Consider the following 26001-nt stretch of genomic DNA (forward strand, 5'->3'; position numbering starts at 1 on the left):
ACTTGCCCAGGGCATCGGCAGCTGCGTGCTCATCGTGCGTCAGGGGCGCCGATGAGCCGTTTCAAAGCAGTCCCATGTCCATTCTGGGTGGGCGCTTATAGCCCGGACTTCGCCTCTGCGCTGCCTTGTCGGGTGCGTCCCTGGAGGGCCTCTGTGTGGCCCCGGGGTCGTCGTGCAGACGGGGAGGGGGTTGGTCGTGCCCGGACGGCCCCCTGGGGGGTTTCGGTGGTGTCCGGATCGCTGTTGGAAACCTCGCGGAAACCGGGGGTTGACGTGGGGGGTGTCCGGCCTAGCGTTCGTTCAGCAAGTTTCTTAAGCAACTAAAGAAAGAGTGCGAATGAACAGGTTGGCGGGTGAGGATCTCTCCAGTACGGCTGTGCTGGCCCTGCTGGGCCGGGCCGGGCCGGGCCGATGTCGCGGGCCGCGCTGGCCCGGGAGCTGGGGATGAGTCCGGCGACGCTGACCCAGGTGACGCGGCGTCTGCTGGCGCAGGGGGTGATCGAGGAGCTCGATCGTCAGGAGCCCTCCCGCGGGGGCCGGCGCGCTCGGCTGGTCGGCCTGGTCGGCGATGCCGGCCGGGCCCTGGGCGTCAAGGTGGCCGCCGACCACGTCGTGCTGGTCGACATGCGCCTGGACGGGCAGGTCACCAACACCGTGACGATCCCGTTCGACGCCACAGCACTCGAGGCGGTGCCCGCGATTGTGGAGTTGCTGCGCCCGTTCACCAAGCCGGCCGAGGATCTGCCGCCCCTGTTGGGGATCGGGGTGGGGGTGCCCGGCTTTGTCGACCGTCCGGACAGCGGGGTCGTGGACGCCGCGATGCTGAACTGGCAGAACGTGCCGTTGGGCACCATGCTCGGCGCGGCTTTGGGGCTTTCTGTCCTGGTGGAGAACGACGTCAACGCGTTGGGCAGTGGGGAGCGCCTGTACGGGCGGGGCCGCAGCCTGAACGACTTCCTGGTGGTCACCATCGGCCGTGGCGTCGGCCTGGCCATCGTCGCGGGCGGCCATGTCTATCGCGGCGCTCACGGCGGTGCCGGGGAGTTCGGTCACGTTCCGGTCGCCTCGGACGGTCCGCTGTGCACGTGCGGGAATCACGGGTGCCTGGAAGCCCTGATCGGTGATGACGCCCTGCTGCGCACCGCACGCTCGGCCGGCCTGGTCGGGCAGGACGCCACACCGGATGACCTTGCCGACCTCGCGGACGGAGCCGATGACCGGGCCGAGCGGGCACGCGGCATCCTGCGGGAAGCGGGAGAGATCCTGGGCCGCCAGCTGGCCGGGCTCACGACCGTGCTGGACCCGGAGGAGATCGTGGTCATGGGGGAGGGGACTCGCTCCTGGCGCTGGTGGGAGCCGGGCGTGAGGGCAGCCCTGCAACGCCATGGGCGTCGCCGTGATCAGGAGCTGGCGATTACTGTCGAGCCGTTTACGGACACGATCTGGGCGCAGGGAGCTGCTGCCCTGGTGCTTGCCGCGTCGTTGGACGGAGGCGTCGGCGGCGTCGATCCCCGTCGCCGCGTCCATGGGCTCGGCGACGCGGCGGGCGGCCGGGGTACGACATGACATTCAACCCCTCCTCTGTGCGTGCCGGCCGTGCCCCGGCCTCGGCTGCGGTGCGACGGCGCACGTGGCGTAACCGTGGCGCCGTGCTGTTCTTTCTGGCGCCGAGCGCGGTTCCGCTTCTGCTGTTCACGGCCGGCCCGATGCTCTCTTCGCTGTGGATCAGCTTGCATTCCTGGGATCTGATCTCCCCGATGCGCTGGGTGGGGTTGGCCAACTACAGGCACCTGCTGGGCGATGGCGACACTCGTGCCGCGTTTGGGCACACCGTGTACTTCATCGCCGGCTATCTGCCGCTGGTGTACGCGGGCGGCCTGGCGCTGGCGCTCGCCCTCAACCGCCGCATGCGAGGGCGCAGCATCCTGCGGTCGATCTACTTCCTGCCGGTCGTCACCAGCTGGGTGATGGTCTCTTTGACGTGGAAGTGGATCCTCAGTCCCGACGGGGGACTGCTCAACCGGGCCTTGGCGGCCGTGGGCCTGCCCAGTCCCGACTGGTGGGCGTCCCCGACGTGGGCTTTGCCGTCGGTGATTCTTGCCTCGGCGTGGAAGGACCTCGGGTTCGTCATGGTCATCCTGCTGGCCGGGCTGCAGGCGATCCCGCAGGAGTTGTACGAGGCGGCCACGCTCGACGGTGCAGGCCCCTGGCAGCGGTTTTGGCGCATCACGCTGCCGCTGCTGTCGCCGTCCACATACTTCGTCGTCCTCATCTCGCTGATCAACGGCTTCCAGGTGTTCGACCAGGTCTTCGTGATGACCGGTGGCGGCCCCGCCGGATCCTCTCGGCCGGTTGTCGAGGAGGTCTACGACCTGTCCTTCCGGTATGGGCAGGTGGGCACCGGGTCGGCCCTGTCCTGGCTGCTGTTCGCGGTGATCATGGTGGTCACCGTCGTCATGACCCGCATCCAGAGGCGGTGGGTGACCCATGCCTGAACTGACCCGGACACCCGCCCGGCCCTCCGCGGCCACGCCGGAAGACTCCGCCGTTCCCCGTCCGCGTACGGCACACCGCAGCCCAGGCACAACCGCCCGCCGGCGCCTGCGGGCGGCATCCCTGACCACCCTGGTGGTCCTGGGAGCGGCCGTGATGCTCTTCCCGTTCCTGTGGATGCTGATCACCTCGCTGCAGTCCAACGGCAGCGGCATCTCAGCGCCCTCCCTGCTGCCCCGCACTGTCAGCGGGGACGGCTACCGCAGCCTCTTTCACGCGGTGCCCTTCACCCGGGTTGCCGTCAACAGCCTGGGGCTGGCCCTGATTTCGACCGTCATCCAGCTGATCACCAGCTCCATGGCCGCGTACGCCTTCTCCCGGCTGCGCTTCCGCGGCCGGGGCCTGGTTTTCGGCTGCTACCTGGCCACCATGATGGTGCCGCTGCAGGTCCTCATCGTCCCGCTGTTCGCGGAGATGAAGTCACTGAACCTGGTCGACACCTACGCTGCCGTCCTCGCCCCGACCCTCGCCTCCGGCTTCGGAGTGTTCCTGCTGAGGCAGGCGATGGACGGCGTGCCCCGGGAACTGGACGAGGCGGCCCGCCTCGACGGCGCCGGCCACTTGCGGATCTTCGCCTCGGTGGTGCTGCCGCTGGTGCGGCCCGCGCTGGCGACCTTCTCCGTCTTTGCCTTCATGGCCAGCTGGAACAGCTTCCTGTGGCCGCTGGTCATCATCCGATCACCGGAGTTCATGACCCTCCCGCTGGCGCTGGCCAACCTCCAGGGCCAGTTCAGCACCCAGTGGAACGTGACCATGGCCGGCTCCGTCCTCGGCACGCTCCCGATCATGATCCTCTACCTTTTCGCCCAGAAGTACGTGGTGCAGAGCGTCGCCCAGTCGGGCCTGAAGTAGCCCCGGCCACCCGCCCCGCCACCCTGCCCTCCCTCCTTCCCCCGCACCCTCCATTGCTTTGCCCTTGCCACTCCAGGAGACCGCCATGCACACCCCCCGGATCGCCGCCTTCGCCGCCAGCGTCGCGGCACTGGCCCTGACCACCGCCTGCGCCCAAGGCTCCGCGACCAGATCGGCCTCCGCCGACGGCGTGAGCACCGTCCGCTACATGACCTTCTCCGCCGGTGCCGACCACGCCAAGGACCTCGATGCCATCGTTGCGGCGTTCGAGAAGAGCAACCCGACCATCAAGGTCCAGGTGCAGTCCGTTCCCTACGCGAATTACGCCACCACGCTGCAGACCGCGATCTCCGGCGGCACCGTGCCGGACACCTTCGAACTCGACCAGCAGAGCCTGGCCACCTACGCTTCCTCCGGCGCCCTTTTGGACCTGGCCCAGCCCGCCGCCAAGGACCCCTCCTTCCACTCCTCGGCCTACGCCCCGGCCAACCTGAAGGCCGCACAGTACAAGGGCAAGCAGTACGCGCTGCCGGAGTCCTTCTCCACCGTGGTCCTCATCTACAACAAGACGCTCTTCGCCAAGGCCGGCGTCGCCACTCCCACCGCCGGCTGGACCTGGAAGGACGAGCAGGCCGCCGCACGCAAGCTCACCGACGCGGGCAAGGGGGTGTGGGGAGATTTCCAGCCCATCACCTTCAACGAGTTCTCCAAGGCCCTCGACCAGGCCGGTGGCTCCTTCCTGTCCGCCGACGGCACCAAGGCGACCTTCGACAGCCCCCAGGGCATCGCCGCCGCGAAATGGCTGATCAGCAAGAACAAGACGACCATGCCCGATGTGGCCAAGAGCGCGAACACCCCCGACTACGACACCAACCTGTTCAAGGCCGGCAAGCTCGCCATGTGGCACAACGGCAACTGGCAGTTCAGCGCCCTGCAGAACGTGCCCTTCGACTGGGACGTGGCCGTCGAGCCCGGTGACACCCACAAGGCCAGTGCGGTCTTCCAGAACTCCGTCGGCATCTCCAAGACCACCCAGCACGCCGATGCCGCCTTCAAGTGGTTGGCCTACCTGACCGCCTCCGACACCACCGCCAAAACCCGCGTCGACTCCTCCTGGGAGCTCCCGCCGCTGGCCGACACCAGCAAGGTCGCCGGCTACCTGAACGCGGGCAAGCCCGCCAACCGCCAGGCTGTCTTCGACTCCCTCAAGCAGCAGGCCGCGGCGCCCGTCATCGCCAAGCAGCAGCAGATGCAGGACATCGTCAACAACGCCCTCGCCGACGCCGCCGCCGGCCGCACCGATGTCGCCAGGGCACTGTCCCAGGCCGCCCGGCAGGTCACCGCACTGCTGAACTGAGGCCTCGGGCGCCCACGGGGAACCTGACCGCCCCGCGGGCGCCCGACCCCCCGGCCGCACCGGGCACCTCCGCTCCTCCACACCCCGCACCACCCACACAGGAGACACTCGCCTTGTCCACCCCCACGACGCAGTCGCCCGGTCATGCGCGCCTGGCCCGCCGCAGCCTGGAGGTGATCACAGCCCACCAGGCGCCCTCCGGGGCCTACCCGGCCTGCCCGAGCTACCCGGTCTACCGCTACTCGTGGTTCCGCGACGGGTCGTTCATCGCAGAGGCCGCATCCCGAGCAGGCGCCGCCGACTCCGCCGACGCTTTCCACCACTGGTGCGCCAAGGTGGTCACCGACCGCGCCGACCGCATCGAGCGGATCATCGCGGCCAAAGCCGCGGGCCAACCTCTGGCCGAGGCCGACCTGCTGCCCACCCGCTACACCCTGGACGGCGCCGACACCGGCGACGTCGGCTGGTGGGACTTCCAGACCGACGGCTACGGCACCTGGCTGTGGGCGCTGAGCGAGCATCTGCGACGGCACGGCGGCGATCCGGCCCCCTACCGCGAGGCGATCCGCCTCACCGTCGGCTATCTCGCCGCAACCTGGGACCTGCCCTGCTACGACTGGTGGGAGGAGTCCAAGGAACACCGGCACGGGGCCACCCTCGGCGCCCTGCGCGGCGGCCTCGCCGCGATCGAGGCGGCCGGACTTGACGACACCGGGCTGTGCGCGCCAACCGTCACGCAGATCGATGCCCTCGTGCGCGAAAGCGGCCTGCACGCGGGCCACCTGGCGAAGTGGCTCGGCAGCCCGGCGGTCGACGCGAGCCTGCTGGCCTGCCTGACACCGTTCGCCTCCGTGGACCCGGCCGGACCCATCGCCCACGCAACACTCGCCGCGATCGAGCACGACCTGCTCGAGCCGGAAGGCGGCGTGCACCGCTACCTGGGAGACGTCTTCTACGGGGGCGGGCAGTGGCCCGTCCTCGCCGGCCTCCTCGGCTGGCACTACGCACGCATCGGCCGCACCGCCGACGCCCGCCGCGAACTGGACTGGATCGCCTCCCACGCCACCGCCGACGACCTGCTGCCCGAACAGGCCCCCGGCGCAACCCTCCTGGCACCCGAACACCTGCCCAGGTGGCAGGAGCGCTGGGGACCGAACGCCACCCCGCTGCTGTGGTCCCACGCGATGTACCTGATCCTCGCCCACGAACTGGAAGTCTCCGCATGATCCGCCACCGCCCCAACGGCTCGGGCCACGCCTACCAGCCCACCGACGACCAGCGCGTGCCCGTGACCCCCCTGGCAGGCGAGCCCTTCGAGATCCGCGCCTCTACCGGACACGGCATCCAGGCCGTGGTGTGCGAGTGGGACACCGGCGACGGCGTCACCGAACTGACCGCCGCCATCGAAGACGCCACCGAACAAACCGGCGACAGCGGCGGCAACACCGACAGCCACCTCGCCCAAGCCGCTGCGGGCGGCCGCGACCGGCGCCACCGCTGGGTGGTACGCCCCGCCCCGCTCGCCGAAGGCACACGCGCCCGCTACCGCTTCGCAGCCCACCACCAAGACGGCCGCATCCGCCGCACCTCCTGGCACACTGTCACCCCGGCCGCATGGCACAAGGGAGCCGAACAGCTGCAGGTCACCCAAGACGCCGGCCGCCTGGTCGAGGACTCCCTCTCCAGTCTGGTGACCGCCGACGGCACGGTCCTGCGCATCCGCTTCGCGCTACGGCTGGCACCCGGCGAGCACGTGGTCGGCTTCGGCGAACGGTACAACGCCGTAGACCAGCGCGGACGCACCCTGGACGCCCAGGTCTTCGAGCAGTACAAGGGCCAGGGCTTCACCCCCCGCACCTACCTGCCGATGCCCTTCGCGATGGTGCTGGGCGGCGACAGCTGGGCCTTCCATCTGCGCACCTCCCGCCGCACCTGGTACGACATCGGCGCAAGCGACCCCGACCTGCTGTGGATCGAGGCGCAGACCCCGCCGGACGGCTCACTTGAGACGGCCTGCTTCCACGGCGCGCCCCATGAGCTGCTGTCCGCCTTCCTCGACGAAGCCGGCCTCCCCGAGGAACTGCCCGACTGGGTCTTCCGCCTGTGGGCCAGCGGCAACGAGTGGAACACGCAGCAGCGCGTGCTGGCCGAGATGGACCGCCACCATGACGAGGACATCCCCGTCGGCGTGCTGGTCATCGAAGCATGGAGCGACGAGGCGACCTTCACCGTCTTCCGCGACGCCCAGTACACGGTCAACGAGGACGGCGCACCCCACCGCCTGGCCGACTTCACCTTCCCCACCGACGGCGCCTGGCCCGACCCCAAGGGCATGGTCGACGAACTGCACCAGCGCGACATCAAGGTGCTGCTCTGGCAGATTCCCCTGATGAAGATGCGCCCCGCGCCCCGCGGCCAGGCGGCCGCGGACGCCCGCGCAATGATCGACCACGGGTACACCGTCATGGAGGAAGGCGGCAAGCGGCCCTACCGCAACCGCGGCTGGTGGTTCCCCCAAGCCCTCATGCCCGACCTCACCAACCCCACGGCACGCCAATGGTGGCTGTCCAAGCGCCGCTACCTGGTCGACGAGGTCGGCATCGACGGCTTCAAAACGGACGGCGGCGAACACGCCTGGGGCGAAGACCTCCACTACGCAGACGGCACCGCCGGCGCACAGACCAACAACCTCTTCACCGTCGAATACCCCCGCGCCTACCGGGAGTTGCTCCGCGAGGCGGGCAAGGCGCCGATCACCTTCAGCCGCGCCGGGTTCACCGGCTCACAGAACGCAGGCGTCTTCTGGGCCGGCGACGAGGACTCCACCTGGGACGCCTACCGGCACTCCCTCAACGCCGGCATCACCGCCTCGGCCTGCGGCATCATCTATTGGGGCTGGGACATCGCAGGCTTCTCCGGCGACGTCCCGGACGCCGAACTGTATCTGCGGGCCATGGCGGCATCCTGCTTCATGCCGATCATGCAATACCACTCGGAGTACAACCACCACCGGCTGCCGCTGCGCGACCGCACCCCATGGAACATCGCCGCCCGCTCCGGCGACCCCCGCGTCCTGGAAATCTCACGCAAATACGCCCACCTGCGCGAGAGCCTGGTGCCCTACCTCACCCAGGAGACCCGCACCGGCCTGGCACAGGGCAAGCCACTGATGCGCGCACTGTTCTTCGACGACCCCCAGGACGAACGCATCTGGGACTTCCCCGACCAGTTCCGGCTCGGCTCGGCCCTCCTGATCGCGCCGGTCACCCAACCAGGCGCCGACAGCAGGGAGGTGTATCTGCCCCACGGCCAGTGGGTCGACGTCTGGACCGGCCACCAGCACACCGGCGGAAAGGTCGTTGAGCGCGCCACCCCCCTGGACATCGTCCCCGTGTATGCGATCGCCGATCGGTGGGCCGACCTCGAACCGCTCTTCTCCGCGGGCAACTGACCCTCCCAGAGAAGAGCCGGAGCCGCCCCACGCGGGCGGACTCCGCTGGAGGCCCCACTCATACGGCCCACCAGACACGCGGATGAAGCACCGGGGTCGTACGGTCGTCAGTGGCAAGCCCCGCTTCAGACAGGACAAGCGCGGGCCGGCGGCCCCGTGCTTCCTTCGCACGCTGCACGGGGCCGCCCCACCTCAAGGCCGGCCGTGCATCCAGGAGGAAAGCTGAAGCGCTCCGAGTCCGATGGAGGCTCGATTCCCTGAGAGGATCGAGCCATGGCCCGTCCGTCCCCATACCCTGCCGAGCTTCGTGAGCGTGCCGTACGCATGGTCGCGGAGATCCGCCCCCACTACCCAAAGCGGAGTGGGCCGCGATAAAGGCGGTCGCCGCGAAGTTGGGCATCGGTGCCGTCGAGACGTTCTCCGCCACAGCCCACCCTCTGTGTTCCCGAAGCGCAATATGCTCCCACGACGTCAGATTCGGTGCGCACACGCGAGCGGATACCCCGTGCGCCGCACCAAGCGGCACCGCAGGTGCACCATGATCCGCGCACGCACAACCGCGTCAGGATCTTCGGACGGCGGTCACAGGCGGAGGCCAGCAGTTCGTCGAGGTCGGTGTCTCGGAAGCGGCGCACGGTCGTGCGGTCCAGCTTCAGCCTCCGGGCGATCGCGCTGACCGTCCAGCCGTTCTCCAGCAGCAGGTGGCTGACTTCGTAGCGATGGCGGGTGCGGTCGATGATCGGGGTGCGGGGCAGTTCAGGGCTCTGTCCGCAGTCGTGAAAGCCGAGTAGCCAGGCCAACACGCTTGGTGCGCCACGGCGATGCCTCAACAAACCGCGAGCCATCAGTTTGGCCACGGCAAGCCTGTGAGCTTCGGCCACTCGTCCCTCCAACGTGCCGCTGGTCGTCGCGAGATCCGACTCCAGCCCGGTCGGCCTGCCTCCCTTCACTGCCCCAGCAGACACGGTCACGTCTGCCATCAGGTTATTGGGCAGCCGTGAGCAGGGCGCGCGGCGTAGGTCCTCCTGCGCCTTGCGCGCCTCGCCCTCGTCCTGCTCCAGGAGCGCGGTGGCGATCGCATCCAGCTTCCTCTGGATGGTGTGCTCGGCACGCCGCTCCGCGTTCTTGAGCAAGGCGAGCAGCAGCAGGGTCACGGAGGTCATGAGGTCTCCAGCCGACAGTTGCCACGTAACTGCCAGGCCTGCTGCGTGCGCGGCGATGAAGAAGGCGATCAGTACCAGGCACACGACGTAGAACGGCAGAGAGCTGGTGAAGTTCGACGCTGCTTCGGCGAACCGCTCGAACCGCCCCTTTCCCCCCACGGGGGATGCCGAATGACCATGATTGGCGCCTCCCTAGACGGTATGGAATCCCCACCGAGTGCCCGCGGTCGGTTGAGGACATAGGCGGGCAGCGTGCGGTCGTGCGCGCTGCCAGAGGAGCGGAATGGGTCGCTGATCGGTCAGTCGCACCACCGGTGCGGGGCGCGAGCGGAGCGGCCTGCCAGGTTCGCGGCAGGCAGGTGGTGCCCTGCAGCTCCGCGCCGTTCAGGATGTTCTGGTGAGGGCGCGAATGAGCTGGTCTCGGTTCATCTTTGAGCGGCCATGGACATCGCGCTGGGTGGCCTGCTCGTACAGCTGCCCCTTGCTCATCTGCTCCAGCTTCTTCCCGCTCGCACTGACCGTCCTCTTCTGCATCGGGCGGGTACCCGAGGGCTTCCGCTTGGCTCCGCCGCCGCCAGCCTTCGGCCGGCGGCGGCTCTTGCGGGTCTGTTCGACGCTGCGCTGCAGGGCGTCCATCAGGTCGATGACGTTCGTGGCCTCCGGCGGAGCCTCCTCGCCGATGATCTCCTGACCCTTCGCCTTGGCGGTCACGAACTCTTGGACGCTCTTCGTATGTGTCGTGATAGTCCTCGGGATGCCAGTCGGTCGACAGAGCGTCGATCAGTTGACGCGCGGTCTCCAGCTCCTTCCCTTTGCCCGTGGCTCGCTTGGGTATGGCGGGCAGTTCCTCGTGCGGGTCGCGGACCTCATCGGCCCAGTGAAGGGTGTGCAGCACGAGCACGTCGTGCTGTGCCCGCAGGGCGACGAGGTACTGCTTGGCCCGCATGACGAAGGTGGCGATCCCGGTCTTGTTCTCCTTCTCCAGCGCGGCTCGCAACAGCTCGTACACTTTGGTGTACTCCTCGCCCCTGGGCGCCAGGTAGTACGTGCGGGCGAAATACACAGGCTCGACCTGGTCGAGGTCGACGAACCCGGAGATATCGATGGTCTGCGACTTTCCCGGAGCGATCTCGGGATGCTCTTCCACATCCGCGATCGGGATTGAACTGCTCCACCCCTCCGCTGCCGCAGCGGTGCGCTCCCTGCGGGTTGTTGAGTGGCCGTCAGCGGCGGTGGACGGTGTGCGTCAAGGGGTCGTGGGTGGCGAAGTTGCGCCGTGAGGCTGTTTCCCGCCGTGAAGATCCCTTGTCGTGAAAGTTGCATGTCTACGACGGTGTCAGGCACGGATTCAACCGGATCCCATCGGGCCTCGGCGAGTCACCGACGGTCTCGGTGCTCAACGAGCCACCGGTGCATGTCTATTGAAGGATCTCCGTGGACCCCATCCGGAAAGCACCCCGACTGCGACGAAGAATAGTGGGGGCCGTTGTGGCCGCCATGTTGATGATGTTCGGTATGGCCTGTCCGGCCGCTGCGAGCGTTGGCGCTGGGTCGTCCGGCGCACCCGTGGCCGCCGGGCGCACTGGCGCCGCGAGGGGCGGGGCCGCCACGTCCGCGGCGCCACCTGCGTCGTCGACGAAGAAGCACGCCACCACGCTATGTGCCCTGCCGAAGAAGAAGGGTATGGCGCGGTGCTTCGCGCAGCGGCGCACTGACGTCGTCTCGCGCAAGGGCTTCCAAGCGCTCGCTGCGGTGTCCGGCTACGGTCCGGCAGACCTGGCGAGTGCGTACGGGCTGCCGGCCAACGGCGGTGCGGGCCAGACGGTGGCGGTCGTCGACGCCCAGGATGACCCGAACGCCGAGGCTGACCTGGCGATCTACCGCTCCCAGTACGGCCTGCCGCCGTGCACGACGGCCAATGGGTGTTTCCGCAAGGTCGACGAGCATGGCGGCACCAACTACCCGATTGCGGACTCCGGTTGGGCCGGTGAGATCTCCCTCGACCTGGACATGGTGTCGGCGGTGGCCCCGCGGGCGCACGTCGTGCTCGTCGAGGCCGATTTCGCGACCATGTCCGACCTGGGCACGGCGGTGAACGAGGCGGTCAGCCTCGGTGCCAAGTACGTCTCCAACAGCTACGGCGGTTCGGAGTCCTCCTCCGACACCACTTATGATACCTCGTACTTCAACCACCCGGGCGTCGCCATCACCGTCAGCGCTGGCGACAGTGGCTACGGTGCCCAGTATCCGGCTGCCTCCCAGTACGTCACCTCCGTCGGCGGCACCTCGCTGACCAGGGCGAGCAACTCCCGGGGCTGGAGCGAGTCGGTGTGGAACACCTCCAGCAGCGAAGGCACCGGCTCCGGCTGCTCCGCATACGATCCCAAGCCGTCCTGGCAGAATGACACTGGTTGCACGAATCGCACCATCGCGGACGTCTCCGCTGTCGCCGACCCCGCGACCGGCGTCGCTGTCTACGACTCCTACCAGATCGGCGGCTGGAACGTGTTCGGCGGCACCAGCGCGTCGTCGCCGATCATCGCGGGCGTGTACGCCGACGCCGGTACCCCGGTCGCAAACACGAACCCGGCGAAGTACCCGTACGCCGACACGGCGCATCTGAACGACGTGACGGCCGGCTCCAACGGCGCGTGCACGCCGGTGTACCTGTGCACGGCCGGCCCCGGCTATGACGGCCCGACCGGGCTCGGCACGCCGAACGGTCTCGCCGCGTTCACCGCCGGTCCGCACGGCGTCGTCACCGGTACCGTCACCAACTCCTCGACCAACAAACCGGTGGCCGGCGCCACGGTAACGGTCAACGACGCGACGGCCATCACCGACGCCTCCGGCCACTACAGCGCCTCGGTGCCAGTGGGCACGTACGGCGCGACGGCCGCGGACTACGGGTACGCGAGCAAGACGATCAACGACGTCACCGTCACCGACGGCGGCTCGGTGACCGAGAACTTCGCGCTCGACCCGCTCCCCACGTCGACGGTATCCGGTACGGTCACCGACGGCTCGGGCCATGCCTGGCCGCTGTATGCGACGATCACCGCCGACGGCGTACCGGGCGGGGTCCACACCGACCCGTACACCGGCCACTTCAGCCTGACGCTGCCGCAGGGTCAGACGTACAGGCTCCACGTGAACGCGAATTACCCGGGCTACCAGGCCGTGTCGAAGGACGTGACCGTCGGGACCTCCGACATCACCGCTGATCTCAGCGTCCCGATCGACGTGTATGCCTGCACCGCATCCGGATACACGGGCGGCCGTACCGGCACGACGCAGACGTTCGACGGGACGTCGGCTCCGTCCGGCTGGACCCTGCAGAACACGGCCGTGGGCGGATGGCAGTTCAACGACCCGCAACGGCTCGGCAACCGTACCGGCGGCAGCGGCGGCTTCGCCGTCAACTCCACAAAGGCCATGAGCGCGGCAAACCCGGGGGACATGTCTGTGATCTCCCCGGTGACCGACTTCTCCGATTCCGCGCACCCGGACCTGACGTTCAACACCGAATACGATCCATGGAAGTCCAACGCGGACGTCGATGTCACCACGGACGGCGGCGCCACCTGGACGAACGTCTGGCACCGGGGGTACCAGCCGGCCGTGTACGGCCCGGATGTCGAGGACGTGCCGCTGCCGATGGCCGCCCACCAGTCCGCGGTACAGGTGCGGTTCCACTTCACCAGTGTCCTCCAGGGAATATGGCAGGTGGACAACGTCTTCCTCGGCAACCGCACATGCGATCTGGTCCCCGGCGGCCTGGTGGCCGGAACCGTCACCGACGCCAACACGGGCCAGCCGGTTGTCGGCGCGGCCGTCACCAGCGTCGACCAACCGGCCGAGCATGTGACAACCACGGCGGATTCGGACGACCCGAATCTGTCCGGTGGCTTCTACTCGATGTTCTCGCCGCTGACCGGTACGCACGACTTCACGGCGGCAAAGCGGAACTACGCCACGGCAACCGCCCACGTCACTGTCGTGGCGGACGCGGTGACCCGGACGCCGTTCGAACTCAAGGCCGGCAGGATCGCGGTCACGCCGGCTGGCATCGGCCTCACCACGCCGTGGCAGGGGCAGGCCAGCCAGGCCGTCACCGTCAAGAACACCGGCACCGCACCGGCCAAGGTGACCCTCGGTGAGCAGGTCGGCGGCTCCACGCCGATGACCGCGCACGGCGCACCCACCACGCGGATCAAGGGCACATACTCACCGCATTCCCTGCACGACAAGACCGGCTCGAGCCGCAAGGCGACCGATGCCAAACCCAACACCGCGGTACCGGCCGACGCACCGTGGACCACGATCGCCGACTACCCCACCCCGATCCAGGACAACAGCGTTGTCTCGCTCGGCGGCAAGGTCTACTCAGCGTTCGGGGACGACGGCAACGCGGACCTGAACAGGCTGTATGCCTACGACCCCACCGCAGGTACCTGGTCCCTGCTGGCCGACCCCGCGGATGTCCGCGAGCAGCCGGCGATGGCGGCGCTGAACGGGAAGATCTACGCAACGGGCGGCTGGGGCGACACCGGAGCCCCTGACGGCACGACCGAGGTCTACGACCCGGCAACCAATGCGTGGACGACGGCGGCAGCGAACCCGCATCCGTTCGCCGCCGCCGGTGTCGCCGTACTCAGCGGCAAGATGTACGTCGTCGGCGGCTGCGACAGGTTCACGTGCGGCACCACGGACGTCATGGTATACGACCCGACCACCGACACCTGGAGCCACGGCACCCCTTACCCCGAGGCGGTCAGCTGGGAGTCCTGCGGCGCGATCTCCGGTGCGCTGTACTGCGCCGGCGGTGAAACCGACCACGGCGGCTCGATACGCCACACGTACGTTTACGTCCCGAACACCGACACGTGGGCAGCGGTGGCCGATCTACCGATCGACCTGTGGGGATCCGGGAGCACGGCGGCCGAGGGCAGGCTGCTGGTCTCCGGCGGTCTCACGCAGCAGGGCAGCGTCCTCACCAATCAGGGATTCGCCTACGACCCGGTCAGCGACACCTGGACGCCGATCGCGAACTCGAACAACGCGCTCTTCCGCGGTGGCAGCGCGTGCGGCTTCTACAAGATCGGCGGCGTCCTCACGGACGGTCTCGGCGACAGCGCGACGGAGGCCGCCTCCGAGGTGCTGCCGGGCATGGTCGACTGCGGCGAGACGAACCACGTGAGCTGGCTCTCGGTGAACCCGACGACACTCACGATCGCACCGGGGGCCAGCGTCACGGTCACCGTGACGGGCGACGCGAATGTCCCGGACATCACACAACCCGGCACGTACACAGCCAGCGCCGTGATCCAGACGGACACGCCGTACCCGACACAGCTCGTGCCCGTGTCGATGACCGTCAACCCGCCCAAGTCCTGGGGCAAGATCAGCGGCACGGTCACCGGAGCGTCGGGTCCGCTGCCCGGCGCAACGGTCCAAATCAACACGTCGGCCGGCCACTACACGCTCAGGACCGACGCGAGCGGCCACTACCAGCTGTGGCTCGATATCCGAAACGACCCGCTGCAGGTGATCTGCGCGTTCAGCGGCTACCAGCCGCAGACGGCGACGGTGAAGATCAGGAGGGGAGAGACGACGAAGCTGGACTTCACCTTGCTGAAGGTCTACTGACTTCGGCGTTTTGAGGTCAGGGCGGTGGTGAGTCGAGTTGGAGTCCGGTCTCGGTCATGAAGCCGTTGAGTGTTGCGGGGCGGTACTGCAGGCTCTTGAGCCGATTGCGGACCAGGGATTCCAGCCGGTCGACCGTACCGGCGGCGAGGTTGGCCAGACTGCGCTTGCACTGCGACCACACACCCTCTACCGGGTTCAACTCCGGTGCGTACGTGGGCAGGAAGAAGACGGTCAGCCACGGGCGGGCGGCCACCAGTTGCTGCATCGCCTTCGAGACATGGGTGCTGAGCCGGTCCCAGACCAGCACGATCGGCGCCCGCAGCAGTTGGTGGGCGCCATCGACCAGCCGCATGTAGTCGGTCTCCGACAGGCTGCGCCGCTCGCCCCTGCGGCCGTGATGGACGCGGATCCGGTAGCACAGTCGGGTCCGGGAACCGGGCCGCAGTGCGATCAGGCCCGCGATGGAGATGCGGCCCGACCGGCGGCCGGACACCGTCACCACCGGGGTGCGGCCCCGCCGGCCCCAGGTGCGCCCGGTGGGCGGCCGCTGACGCTGACCGGCCTCGTCCTCGAAGCAGATCCAGCCGCCGGTGGCCGCCTGTGTCCTTTTACCTCCGGCCAGGCGCCTTCCTTCCAGGCGGTCACCGCTGCCTCGTCGCGCTCGGCAGCCCGCCGGGCGGGCTTCTGCGGGGTGAAGCCGAGTCGGCGCATCAGCCGGGTCGCCCCCGAGACGCTGTAAGAGACGTGGAACTTCCGGCCGATCAGGGTCGCCACCCGGGCACCGGTCCACACCTGGTCCTCATCCCAGCCGTGCGCGGCCGGGCCCTGCTCCAGCATGGCGGCCAGCTTCCCGCGCAGGGCCGGGCCGAGTTTGCACCGCTGCCCGCCCGGCCCGGTGGAGGCCAGGGCCGCCGGGCCGCTGGCGGCCCAGTTCCGCCGCCACTGGTAGACCGACTTCGGCGACACCCGCAGCTGCCGGGCCACCTCCGGGACGCCGGCCCCGGCCGCGAACAGCTCGGACGCCCGCAGGCGTACTACCTCACGCCGTGCACGCTCTTTGGCGTTCATCCCGCCACCGTCTGCGTACCTCATACCTCCCGGTCTACCGCCGCATCCGGAGGACGCCAACAGGACCAGCCCCAGCCTGACCTCAAAACGCCGAAATCAGTAATTCCTGCCCGGCTCACCGGGCGGGGGCTGGGCGGTGATGCCGCCCGGCCCCCGCCCCGGGCAAGGGCCCGCCGAACGCACCACGGGGGCCCCGACCGCGCTGCGGTCGTAGCCCTCTCCGGCGTGTCGCCATGGGCAGCATTGACTCCCCGGCGGCCGCGCACCCCGGCGCCCCGAGGCTTGGCCGAAACTTCCGAAGTCCGGCCGACCCGTACGGGGAACCCGGTGTCGAGGTTGGCGACCTGGTGTCGGCGGCGTTCGAGGCGATGTGCGACCGGACGGCGTTTGTGCAGGTGCATCGGCGGCAAAGCCCGGCGTTCGTCAGCGCGGGTTCGGACCTGGAGACGATCTGGTGCCCCTCCTGCGCTTCGCGGCTTCCTTTCGCCTGGCGGACGGAGCGGACGACAATGGCTCACGACGGAACGGGTTCTCCCGAGATGGACGGGCGCGTGCCGTGCTGCGGCACCTCGCGACGCCCTGGAACGGCTTACGCGGAGCATGAACATGCGAGGCAGCGGTGACCTCTGCCAACGGCGGCCCGCGCTGCTCCTGCACTATGGGTAGCATGTCTCGCCCTTCGACGGCCGCGCGTTCGAGAGGGCGCAGAAACGGGTCGACACCGCCCGAGACCGAATCCATGACCTGGAGCTCAGATACAACAGCCCACACATCTCGCTCGGCAGCCAGCACGTGACGGGGTTGGGGGAGGCCGAGACCACCTTTGATCAGGCCTACAAGGATCTCGTTGCGCAGTGGCCGCGGAGCTGGAGCAACACCGCCGCGGGCAGCCGCAGCTGGGTGCCGAGTGCGTCCAGCCGCCAGTGCTCATCAACCCACAACGCTTCGGTGATCGGGGTGCGGCAGGTCCGGCAATCGGCGAGATCCCCTCGCCGTTGCGGGCGGACTCGGGCAGGACGGGCGGCTGCAGCGGCTTGGCCTGGAAGCCGCCTTCGAAGGGGAAGGTGGTCCAGCTAGTAGTTGGCCACTGAGCGCCATAGTTGGCCACCCTGGCCGTCAGCGCCCGGGGACACGTCGTATCAGGACGACTGGGCCTCGGCGATCGAGATCATTTCTGCCGAACTATCGAAATGTGAGGGTCTGGAGCATGCCTTCGAACCGCCTGAAGACGGGCGAAGTATTCACGACCTGAGTGGTGTCGACGGGCGTCCATGCCACCAGCGGCCCACCGGGGGCGTCGATGACGGCCACGCGGAAGTCGTAATCAGGCTGGAGGCCGAAGCAGTCCTTGCCCGGGTCAGCCTTGGCCGTCGGACAGCCGAATGATCCGTCCATCGGCTCATTGGTGTCGCCCGTCAGGAGTGTGGTGGCCCGGCCACTGACGGTCGTGATCTTCTCGTCCCGCCAGTTCGCGTGATATCCGGCCTGCTCGCGAAGGTATGCGACGTAGCCCTGGTAGGTGGCGGGCGGCTTCTCGGGGCTTCCGCTGCCACCTGGTCGGTATACCACCGCGGGCAGCAGGAATCGGACCTTGTTGCCGGCCTTCACCCACGTCAGAAAGGTGCGGGTGTCCGACACCGGTCGGCTTCCCAGCGAGGTGGGGACGATGATTGTGAGCGGTGCTCCAAAGGACTGGCTGGTGTACGTGTGCGATGCCGCTGTGGAGGATGACGGCTTAGCGGTTCCCCCTCCGCCGCCATCGCAGCCCGGCACAGCGAGCAGGGCGCACGCGCCCGCAGCGGAAACCAGTACCCGGCGAACGCGCGTACGCCACATCCGGCCACCCCCAAGGTCGTGAGGTACGACTGTGACGTCATCGCATCGGCTACGGCAAGAGCAATGACGTGTAAGTCGGTCCTCCCGGGTCGCCATGCTGCACGGGTTATCACCCAAACATCGTGCTCCAGGTACGCACGGACGGTCGGCAGAACGTTCGCGAAGGAACTGTGCGGCCGACTGTGATACTCAAAGTGGCCAACTACCGGTAGTTCGTCAAATCCGGTGATGGTGTGGGTTGACGGCATGTCGGGTTGGTCGTAGGCCGGTGGGATGAGTCAACTGCCTTGCTGGGGGCTGAAGATGACCGCTCGCCGTCCGTGTCCGCCCGCGCACGCCGCGGTCGCCGCAGCCGTCGAGCACTTCGGCGGCGTCGACGTGCTGGTCAACAACGCCGGCCGCGGCCTGCTCGGCGCGGTCGAGGAGGGCACGGACTCCGAGGTGCGCTCGCTCTAGGAGGTGAACGTCTCAGCGATCGCCGGCTTCCAAAGCTTCCCGGGCTGGGGCATATACGCCTCGACAAAGTTCGCGGTCGGGCAGTCGGCGCCGATCGACCGGGTGGAGAGGGAGCCGGCGGTTCGCAGTCGACGTCACCCGTGCTCCGTACGCGACCGACGAGCACACGGCACCGGACTCACCGCGTCGCCACCACGTATCGGCAAGCGCGCGTCACCCGTCGGCTCAGATCCCTGGCCCGGGCAAGCGCGGGAGCAACCGGTTCGTCAGCCCTGCGGCACCGGACCAGTGGAGGCGCGGACGCAGCAGTGACCGGGGCGGCCCGGGCTGGTCGATGCACTTCAGCAGCATGCGTGCCGCCTCGGCGCCGATTTCCTGCTGGGGCACGTGCACGGTCGTCAGCGGCGGGCACATCCGCGTCAGGAACGGCATGTCGTTGAAACCCGCCACGGACATGTCCTCAGGGCAGCGCAGTCCGAACGCCGCCAGCGCGTCGAGTACCCCGAGTGGCGATTACGGACACTGGTTTGATACTCCGGCCGCACAGCCGGGATGTCATCCGTGATCGTTGGCCGTCGCCCCAACGGCTCGCGGCAGGTCTCCGGTTGTTCGGGAGACTGCCCTTCCCCTCGCACCCGCGGGTCAGGGCGGGCCGCCCGGCCAGCGGTCGTCACGGTTCGCTGCGCAGAGCGCTGCCGGGCGGTTCCATACGGGGTCGGCCTCTGGGGAGGGGCGATATGGGCTGCGGTGCACGGGCCCATGATGCCCGCGTGTGCCATGGCGCTGGCCCGTTGCACGGGCCCGGCCGTTGGGCGGGTCCCCTCAGTACGCGTTGGCGACGTACAGCTCCTGCGCCGGGAACTTCGTGAGGATCTGCGGTCCGTCGGCGGTGACCACGACTTCCTCTTCGATGCGTGCCGCGGAGAAGCCGTCCGAGGCCTGGCAGTAGGTTTCCAGGGCGAAGACCATGCCCTCCTGGATCTCCACCGGGTTCTCCAGGCTGTTCAGCCGGCTGATGATGGGCCGCTCGTGCAGACCGAGGCCCAGTCCGTGGCCGAACTGCAGGCCGAAGGCGGCCATTTCGTTGGCGAAACCGAACTCGGTCGCGGCCGGCCACACCCGAGCCACCTCGTCGGTGCCGACCCCCGGCTTCACCACGGCGATGGCGGCGTCCATCCACTCACGGGCCTTGGTGTAGGCGTCACGCTGCGAGCTGGTGGCGCTGCCGACCGCGAAGGTTCGGTAGTAGCAGGTGCGGTAGCCGTTATAGGACTGGATGATGTCGAAGAACGCTTGATCGCCGGGGCGGATGAGACGGTCGGAGAAGTTGTGCGGGTGCGGGTTGCAGCGCTCGCCGGAGACCGCATTGATGGCCTCGACCTGGTCGGAGCCCATCTCGTACAGGCGCTTGTTGGCCAACGCGACGATCTCGTTCTCCCGGATGCCGGGCTTGAGCACGTCGACGATGTCCTGGTAGACCCCGTCCACCATGGCCGCGGCCATGGACAGCAGGGCGATTTCGTCCTGCGACTTGATGGTCCGGGCGTCGAGCATCGTCTGCTGGGCGTCGACGACCTTCAGACCCTGCCGCTGCATCTCGAACAGGAACGGCGGCTCGACGATGTCGACACCGACCGGCAGGTCCGCCACACCGGCGTCCTCGAGCATGCCCTTGATCTCACGGACCGCCGAGGCCATCAGACCGGCATCCGGGGCGATGGCGCCGCGCATGCCCAGCATGCCGGCACGGGAGTTGTCGGGCTTCAGCCACGGGGCGAACAGTTGGTGATGCCTGGCGGCGGAACCGAAGTCCCACAGTACCGGGTCTCCGCCACGGGTCAGCAGGGCGTAACGGGTCATCTTGTCCCCGAGGGCGCCGCCGATCCATGTCTGCGTGGTGTAGCGGATGTTGTAGAAGTCGAACAGCAGGAAAGCACCGCACTCGCTGGCCTCCAGCACGCCACGAGCGCGCTCCAGTCGGTAGGACCGCAGCCGGTCGTAGTCCACGCGCATTTCGTAATCGACCGCGCTGTGGCCGTGGGCCGGGATGGGGCGCGAGGTGCTCGCGCTCGTCACTCTCATCGTGTGGTACATCCTTTGTCACGTTGCCCAGGAAACCGGCGAAGGGCCGTCCGGGCGGTCGAGGGAGGGCGTTGTCGCCTGGCGACGGGCTTGCCGAACCTGCCAGGGCTCCTGGTGCAGGTTCGGCCGAGCACTCAGGATTGGGAGGTCAGGCCGTCGTCCATCGTCACGTTCTCCGGTGCCAGCGTGATACCGGAGCGGCGTGCCTGCTCGAGGATCAGGGTGGCGAAGTCCTCTTCGGTGTGACCGGCGCCGATCGCCGCCTGGACGAGCTGCGCGGTGGCCGAGGCCACCGGCATCGGGACGTCGAGTTCGCGGGCGGCGGCCAGTCCCAGGTCAAAGTCCTTGCGCAGCAGAACGTTGGTGAAGGTCGGCTTGAAGTCCAGGTTGACCAACGCCGGCGACTTGTACTTGGAGAAGAGTGAGCCCATCACCGAGTCGTTGAGGAACTCAAGGAACGCGGAGCGCTTGACTCCGCCCTTCTCCGCGAGCACCGTGATCTCGGCCAACGACTGGGTGACGACACCCAGGAAGACGTTGTGCGCAATCTTCACCAGGCGGGCCACCTCGTCCTCACCGACGTAGGTCACACCGCGTCCCAGCAGGTTCAGCAGCGGCTCGACGGCGTCGAACACCGCGCGTGGGCCGGAGACCGCGACGGTCAGCTTGCCGGCCGTGATCACCTTCGGGTTGCCGCTGACCGGCGCAGCCAGGAAGTCGGTGCCGCGCTTGGCGGCCGCTTCCCGTACGAGGGCGGAGACCTGGGTGGACACCGTGGAGCTGTCGATCAGCACGCCCGGTGCGGCGTTCTCCGCGGTGAGCACGCCCCCGGGGCCGGTGGTGACCGACTCCAGGTCCGCGGAGGCGGAGACCATGACGAAGACGACGTCCCGGCCAGCGAGTTCCTCGGGCCGGTCGACGATTGTCGCGCCCTTCTCGGACAGCGGCTCGGCCTTGGCCCGGGTCCGGTTGTAGACGGCGACATCGTGGCCGGCGTCGAGCAGCCTGCCGGCCAGCTGGTATCCCATACGGCCGGTACCGATCCAGCCGATGCGGGGGCGGTCCGTGGCGACATACGTCATGCTTGTTCCTCACTCCTGGAAGACGGCTCAGCAGGGTCGGCATGCCGACCGGCGGCAGTCCCCGCCGCAGCGGAGAAGCCGAAAGAGGCTTGGTGACATGCGTTCGATTGCTCGAAGAAAATATCGTTCGAGCCTAGTGCGCAACGAGAAAGCAAACGTTTGATCTGCGGTGATTGCAGATCGTGTCCGTGGCGAGCGGAGTAGGCGCGTCACTCGCCCGCGCCAGTGTGCAACCGATTGCCAAATGCTGGCTTTGTAGCTGCAGGACTGTCAAGGGGCGTGCGGTCTTTCGCGGAACGCGACTGAGAATCTGGAAGGGGGCGGAAGGAGGCGCAAGGGGACGAAGTGGTGGGCGTTGCATCGCATGGCGATCGGTTGTGGTGACGTGGCCGGCGTCCCTAGACTGCGCCTGCGAGTGAGCGCCGCACCATGTCCGACGTCGCACGACTTGCTGGTGTCCACAAGGCCACGGCGTCCCGCGCCCTCGATCCCCGCACGAGCGGGCGGGTGCGCCCGGCGACGGCCAGGCGGTCAGGGTCGTAGCGGAGGAGGTGGGGTTCACCCCCAACACCGCCGCCCGCAGCCTGCGGACGAACAGTTCGTTCACGGTCGGAGTCCTGATGCCAGACCTCACCAATCCGCTGTTCCCCCAGATGGCACGGGGCATCGAGGCGGCCCTTATGCCTCGGGGCTACACCGCGCTGCTGGCCCATACAGACTGCGACGAGGTCAAAGAGCGCCATCAACTCGACGTCCTGCAGGGGCGTCAGGCCGACGGATTCATCGTCGCCACGGCGCGGCGCAAACACCCACTGCTGGAGGAGGCGCGCAAGTCCGGAGTACCCATCGTGCTCCTCAACCGTTGCACCGACCGGACGCTTAGCGCGGGAGTAGCAGGCCAGCGTCGTCGTCGCGCGGAGATTCGGGGTGGGAAGTGGATCGACGCCCAACGGGGGCCGACGGAAACGGCCGGTTCTGGTGCCGAGTTGTCCCGGTCCGCGATCAGTGGCGGGAGGTGACCCCCGCCAGCCATGGCCGCGCGCAGGGCCGGACTCGGCTTCGACGAAGGTGTCCGACTCGGACCGCTGGTCAACGCGGATAGCCGTGGAAAAGTCGCTGACCGGTCGACCAGACGGTGTGCACCGGCGACTCGCTGGTGAATGACGGCAATCTCGGCTTCCACTATCCGCCGACCGCGCTCGCTGATGTGCCCGCGGACGCAGCGTGTGGGCGGCCGGGCGTTCTCCCCAAGTCGCCACCGCATGCGCCGCACAGGAGCGTGGCGCATGCGGTGGCACTCCACCCGTGCTGGAAGGCCGGCAGCCACATAGAAACGCGGGAGTCATGGCGATGAACGGAACGATGGCTGCCTGGGCGGGACGGGCCCCACGAGGGACCCTGACATAGGTGAACTGCCCAGCGCGAGGTCATGGGGAGCAGCAGCAGCGAGGCAAGTAGTGATGATCTCCCGCGCGCTGCCCCGCCCTCGCGGCGGGTGGACCCGCGCACGGCTGTGGGCCGGGTGCCACGGATGACAGCACAGCGGCCCAGCGACAGGACTAGGAAGTCTGGGTCCGGGGAGAGGCCGTAGATCCTCGCACGACGAGCCGGACCGGCAGCATGACGGTCTTGGGGATCGGCCGGCGTGAGCGTGGTTGCTCCGGGTCCGACTGCAGCTGCTCCAGCAGAAGGCGGGCGGCCTCGGCGCCGAGCTCCTGGTGCGGCACACGGACGCTGGTCAGCGGCGGCTGGAATTCGTCGACGAAGCGCATGTCGTTGAAACCGATCACGGACACGTCCTGTGGACATGACAGGCCGCGTGCCCGCAGTGTGTGGAGCGCGCCGAGGGCGATGAGATCATTGCCTGCCACGATCGCCGTCACTTCCGGGTGAGCATCCAGCAGCTCTTCGGCGGCCCGCGCGCCGGCCTTCTCCTCGTACGCGGCGCTGGCCACCACCGGAGTCAGGTCGGCGGGCAGAGCATGCGCCTGAGAGGCCTGCCGGAAGGCGCGAGTGCGCACCAGACTGGTGGTCAGTCCCGGCGGGCCCGCCAGGTGGGCGATAGCCCTGTGGCCGAGCTCGACCAGGTGGTCGACGGCCAGCGCTACCCCGGTCCCGTCGTCCCCGCTGACCAGCGGGAACATCGATTGATCGGTGCCGCGGTTCACCAGCACGACCGGGACTCCCGCCTCGAAGGCCCCCTCGAGCAGTGGATGCCGTCGCTGACCGGTGGCGATGATGAACCCGTCGACCTGGCGGTCGATCAACGCCTGGAACTGGGCACGTTCCCGGTCGTCGTCGTTGTCGGTGTTCGACAGCAAAGCCGTGTAGCCCTGAACGCTGAGTACCTCTTCGATCCCTCGGACGATCGGGGGGAAGAGGGGATTGGTCAGGTCCGGCAGGAGCACGCCCACCGTGAACGAGCGGTTGGTGCGCAGGCTTCGGGCGACCGCGTTCGGGGTGTAGCCCAGTTGCTTGGCCGCCTGCTGGACGCGCCGAGCCGTGGCCGCCTTCACCCGACCGCTGGTGGCGGGATTCAGGGCGCGGGAGGCGGTCGCTTTGTGCACCCCCGCCAGGCGCGCCACATCGGATATCGTCGCGCGGCTACTCACCCCAGCACTCTAAAGAAGTCCCAGCCCTCGCTGCAACCGTTCGCACACGGCACCCTGCACGGCCGCCTGGTTGCAGGCGGACCAGCGGCAAGACGGGTTCTCCGACCTCTTGACACCGTGTGGCGTACTGCACAACATGGGGCGTCGTGCAATCGATTGCCAATCATCTGGTCGCAACCGCGGTGGTTACTCCACTGTGACGATCAGGCGACTGTTGTCCAGCCACCCGCCTCCTTCTTGATCGGGCGCTGCGCCAGGATCGGGGCGGTGCCGCATCCGATTGCAAGGATCGGCCGGTGGGTGTGCCGTTCTCAAGAGATGAGGCAGCATGTCAAACCCGGTCGTAGACCACCCGCACCCGCGATAAGGCCGAATCACTGCCGCGCGCGGTGTCGCGATCGTGGATTCCCTGAGGCACTCGCCCGCCACCAACTTGCGCCGGTGACATTGCGCAACCCCGCTGAAGGGAGGGCGGCCGCGCAGCCCGCCTCCTCGTAACTGCTCCACCGGGTCCGCCCAGCTGCGCTGCGGGCCGGCCAGCTCGGCCACAGCCCTGGTTGGTGCGATGACCTCTCCACACACCACTCACAAGGACGACCCATGAAACGCAACGCACGTCGCCGGAATGCCTGGACCGCGGTTGTCGCTGCCTGCGCACTGGCAGCGACCGGCTGCGCCAACTCTGGCTCCGATGGCGCCGGATCGGCCCATGGCCCGCTCGTGATCGGTGCCTCGGTGTCGCTCACCGGGGACTTCGCCGATTCCGGTGAGGCTGTTCAGCGCGGCTACAAACTGTGGGCCGACTCGGTCAACGCCAAGGGCGGCCTGCTCGGCCGCAAGGTGCAGATCAAGATCGTCGACGACCTGTCCAGCCCCACCCAGGTCATCACCAACTACCAGAATCTCATCAACCAGGACCATGTCGATCTGGTATTCGGCCCTTTCTCCAGCCTGCTCACGATACCGGCGGCGCAGGTCGCCAAGCGATACGGATATGCCTTCCTCGAGCCGGCCGGCGGCGGTCCGAAGGTCTTCGAACAGCACCTGAACAACCTCTTCTTCGTCCAACCGGCGCCCTCCACTCGCTCCGGTGACGTGTTCGCCAACTGGATGCTGTCTCTCCCGGCCGAGAAGCGGCCGAAGACCGCCGCCTACGCGGAGCTGGACGACCCGTTCGCCGCCCCGGTAGCCGAAAGCGTTCGAGCCAAGTTCGAGGCCGCGGGCATCAAGACTGTCTACAAGCAGGTGTATCCGGCCGAGACCCAGGACCTCTCCCCGGTGATGTCCGGAGTTGCCGCAGCTCACCCGGACGTCCTGGTCGGTGGCACCCAGACTCAGGACGCCTACCAGCAGGTCAAGGCACTGGTGCAGCTGCACTTCAACCCGAAGTTCATGTTCCAGTCGAACGGCGCGAACTCCCCGCAACAGTTCCCCGACAAGGTGGGTGCCCGCAACACCACGGGTGTCATGTCCTCCGGTGACTGGTATCCGGGGTCCACCGCACAGGGAAGCGCCGAATTCACCGCCGCCTACCTCAAGAAGTACGGCGGCACCCCGCAGAAGATCGACAACACGTCCGCCGAGGCCTACGCCTGCGGGCAGTTGCTGGAAGAGGTCGCCAAGAAGACCGGCAAGATCGACAACGCCACGATCACCCAGACCCTGCATTCGGGGAGCTGGCCCACTCTGCTCGGGAACATGGCCTGGAAGGCCGACGGCTCTCCGACGGGCGGGTTCTCCCTCGTCCAGTGGCAGGGCGGCAAGCTCGTGCCCGTCTACCCCGCTGGTGTCGCCCAGGTCGCCCCGGTCTATCCCAAGCCGAACTGGGGCGGGTGACACA

17 protein-coding genes and 5 pseudogenes are annotated in these 26001 nt (G+C 68.2%); 12 read left to right on the plus strand and 10 right to left on the minus strand.

All coding sequences use genetic code 11. The annotated features are described in order from the left end of the window. Positions 1 to 411 precede the first annotated feature (411 nt). The 7 genes and pseudogenes from ACQEXA_RS53820 to ACQEXA_RS53850 all read left to right on the plus strand — a co-directional run. Positions 412 to 1566 carry an ROK family protein gene (locus tag ACQEXA_RS53820; RefSeq protein WP_433133753.1) on the plus strand — a complete coding sequence of 385 codons (1155 nt, stop codon included), beginning with the start codon at positions 412 to 414 and terminating at the stop codon, positions 1564 to 1566. Positions 1567 to 1649: 83 nt separating this feature from the next. Further along, a complete protein-coding gene (locus ACQEXA_RS53825; RefSeq protein WP_432921562.1) occupies positions 1650 to 2495 on the plus strand; it encodes a carbohydrate ABC transporter permease in 846 nt (281 codons plus the stop codon). Continuing rightward, entirely contained in the window at positions 2488 to 3405 is a 918-nt protein-coding gene (locus ACQEXA_RS53830; RefSeq protein ID WP_433133755.1) for a carbohydrate ABC transporter permease, read from the plus strand. Before ACQEXA_RS53825 ends, ACQEXA_RS53830 begins: the two co-directional genes overlap by 8 nt. 85 nt (positions 3406 to 3490) lie before the next feature. Next, positions 3491 to 4762 carry an ABC transporter substrate-binding protein gene (locus ACQEXA_RS53835; RefSeq protein ID WP_432921555.1) on the plus strand — a complete coding sequence of 424 codons (1272 nt, stop codon included), beginning with the start codon at positions 3491 to 3493 and terminating at the stop codon, positions 4760 to 4762. A gap of 113 nt (positions 4763 to 4875) precedes the next feature. Beyond that, positions 4876 to 5988, plus strand: coding sequence for a glycoside hydrolase family 15 protein (locus ACQEXA_RS53840; protein ID WP_433133757.1), 1113 nt, complete (start codon positions 4876 to 4878; stop codon positions 5986 to 5988). Next, positions 5985 to 8213, plus strand: a complete 2229-nt coding sequence (locus tag ACQEXA_RS53845; protein ID WP_433133759.1) for a TIM-barrel domain-containing protein — start codon at positions 5985 to 5987, stop codon at positions 8211 to 8213. Before ACQEXA_RS53840 ends, ACQEXA_RS53845 begins: the two co-directional genes overlap by 4 nt. 273 nt (positions 8214 to 8486) lie before the next feature. Then, positions 8487 to 8629 (plus strand): annotated as a pseudogene (locus tag ACQEXA_RS53850) (IS3-like element ISMyma3 family transposase); the annotation flags it as partial. Positions 8630 to 9292: 663 nt separating this feature from the next. Here ACQEXA_RS53850 and ACQEXA_RS53855 read toward each other — a convergent pair. The 3 genes and pseudogenes from ACQEXA_RS53855 to ACQEXA_RS53865 all read right to left on the minus strand — a co-directional run. After that, positions 9293 to 9535: pseudogene (locus ACQEXA_RS53855) on the minus strand (low affinity iron permease family protein); the annotation flags it as partial. Between the two features lie 225 nt (positions 9536 to 9760). Continuing rightward, positions 9761 to 10087 carry a hypothetical protein gene (locus ACQEXA_RS53860; RefSeq protein WP_432940032.1) on the minus strand — a complete coding sequence of 109 codons (327 nt, stop codon included), beginning with the start codon at positions 10085 to 10087 and terminating at the stop codon, positions 9761 to 9763. 151 nt (positions 10088 to 10238) lie between these two features. Then, positions 10239 to 10523, minus strand: a pseudogene (locus ACQEXA_RS53865) (Ku protein); the annotation flags it as partial. A gap of 536 nt (positions 10524 to 11059) precedes the next feature. On the opposite strand from ACQEXA_RS53865, the gene ACQEXA_RS53870 reads away from it, so the two are divergent. Further along, the gene (locus tag ACQEXA_RS53870) at positions 11060 to 15025 is read left to right on the plus strand and encodes a carboxypeptidase regulatory-like domain-containing protein (RefSeq protein WP_433133761.1); all 3966 of its coding nucleotides are present in this window, start codon (positions 11060 to 11062) and stop codon (positions 15023 to 15025) included. Positions 15026 to 15041: 16 nt separating this feature from the next. Here ACQEXA_RS53870 and ACQEXA_RS53875 read toward each other — a convergent pair whose 3' ends face one another. The 3 genes and pseudogenes from ACQEXA_RS53875 to ACQEXA_RS53885 all read right to left on the minus strand — a co-directional run bounded on the left by ACQEXA_RS53875 (position 15042) and on the right by ACQEXA_RS53885 (position 17731). Then, positions 15042 to 15815: an IS630 family transposase gene (locus tag ACQEXA_RS53875; RefSeq protein ID WP_432921848.1), complete on the minus strand. Its 774-nt coding sequence runs from the start codon at positions 15813 to 15815 to the stop codon at positions 15042 to 15044. Then, positions 15713 to 16117, minus strand: a pseudogene (locus ACQEXA_RS53880) (helix-turn-helix domain-containing protein); the annotation flags it as partial. The pseudogene ACQEXA_RS53880 and the gene ACQEXA_RS53875, both read right to left, overlap by 103 nt. A 1158-nt stretch (positions 16118 to 17275) precedes the next feature. Beyond that, positions 17276 to 17731, minus strand: coding sequence for a hypothetical protein (locus tag ACQEXA_RS53885; protein ID WP_432921543.1), 456 nt, complete (start codon positions 17729 to 17731; stop codon positions 17276 to 17278). Between the two features lie 471 nt (positions 17732 to 18202). On the opposite strand from ACQEXA_RS53885, the gene ACQEXA_RS53890 reads away from it, so the two are divergent. Beyond that, the gene (locus ACQEXA_RS53890) at positions 18203 to 18385 is read left to right on the plus strand and encodes a hypothetical protein (protein ID WP_432921540.1); all 183 of its coding nucleotides are present in this window, start codon (positions 18203 to 18205) and stop codon (positions 18383 to 18385) included. A 225-nt stretch (positions 18386 to 18610) separates the two neighbouring features. On the opposite strand, the pseudogene ACQEXA_RS53895 reads toward ACQEXA_RS53890, so the two are convergent. From ACQEXA_RS53895 to ACQEXA_RS53905, 3 genes and pseudogenes are all read right to left on the minus strand, one after another. Next, positions 18611 to 18880, minus strand: a pseudogene (locus ACQEXA_RS53895) (substrate-binding domain-containing protein); the annotation flags it as partial. 327 nt (positions 18881 to 19207) lie between these two features. After that, entirely contained in the window at positions 19208 to 20467 is a 1260-nt protein-coding gene (locus tag ACQEXA_RS53900; RefSeq protein ID WP_433133763.1) for a M24 family metallopeptidase, read from the minus strand. 134 nt (positions 20468 to 20601) lie between these two features. Continuing rightward, positions 20602 to 21549 carry an NAD(P)-dependent oxidoreductase gene (locus ACQEXA_RS53905; protein ID WP_432921534.1) on the minus strand — a complete coding sequence of 316 codons (948 nt, stop codon included), beginning with the start codon at positions 21547 to 21549 and terminating at the stop codon, positions 20602 to 20604. 429 nt (positions 21550 to 21978) lie between these two features. Between ACQEXA_RS53905 and ACQEXA_RS53910 the strand changes: the two genes are divergently transcribed. Both ACQEXA_RS53910 and ACQEXA_RS53915 read left to right on the plus strand, forming a co-directional pair. Further along, complete coding sequence (locus ACQEXA_RS53910; protein WP_432921531.1) at positions 21979 to 22092, plus strand: LacI family DNA-binding transcriptional regulator; 114 nt, start codon at positions 21979 to 21981, stop codon at positions 22090 to 22092. A gap of 8 nt (positions 22093 to 22100) precedes the next feature. Then, the gene (locus ACQEXA_RS53915; RefSeq protein ID WP_432921528.1) at positions 22101 to 22568 is read left to right on the plus strand and encodes a hypothetical protein; all 468 of its coding nucleotides are present in this window, start codon (positions 22101 to 22103) and stop codon (positions 22566 to 22568) included. A 540-nt stretch (positions 22569 to 23108) separates the two neighbouring features. Here ACQEXA_RS53915 and ACQEXA_RS53920 read toward each other — a convergent pair. Then, positions 23109 to 24161, minus strand: a complete 1053-nt coding sequence (locus ACQEXA_RS53920; protein WP_432921525.1) for a LacI family DNA-binding transcriptional regulator — start codon at positions 24159 to 24161, stop codon at positions 23109 to 23111. A gap of 600 nt (positions 24162 to 24761) precedes the next feature. On the opposite strand from ACQEXA_RS53920, the gene ACQEXA_RS53925 reads away from it, so the two are divergent. Beyond that, complete coding sequence (locus ACQEXA_RS53925) at positions 24762 to 25997, plus strand: amino acid ABC transporter substrate-binding protein (protein WP_432921522.1); 1236 nt, start codon at positions 24762 to 24764, stop codon at positions 25995 to 25997. Positions 25998 to 26001: the final 4 nt, after the last annotated feature.

It is taken from the genome of Streptomyces sp. CA-106110 (assembly GCF_050936285.1).
GTDB lineage: Bacteria > Actinomycetota > Actinomycetes > Streptomycetales > Streptomycetaceae > Streptomyces.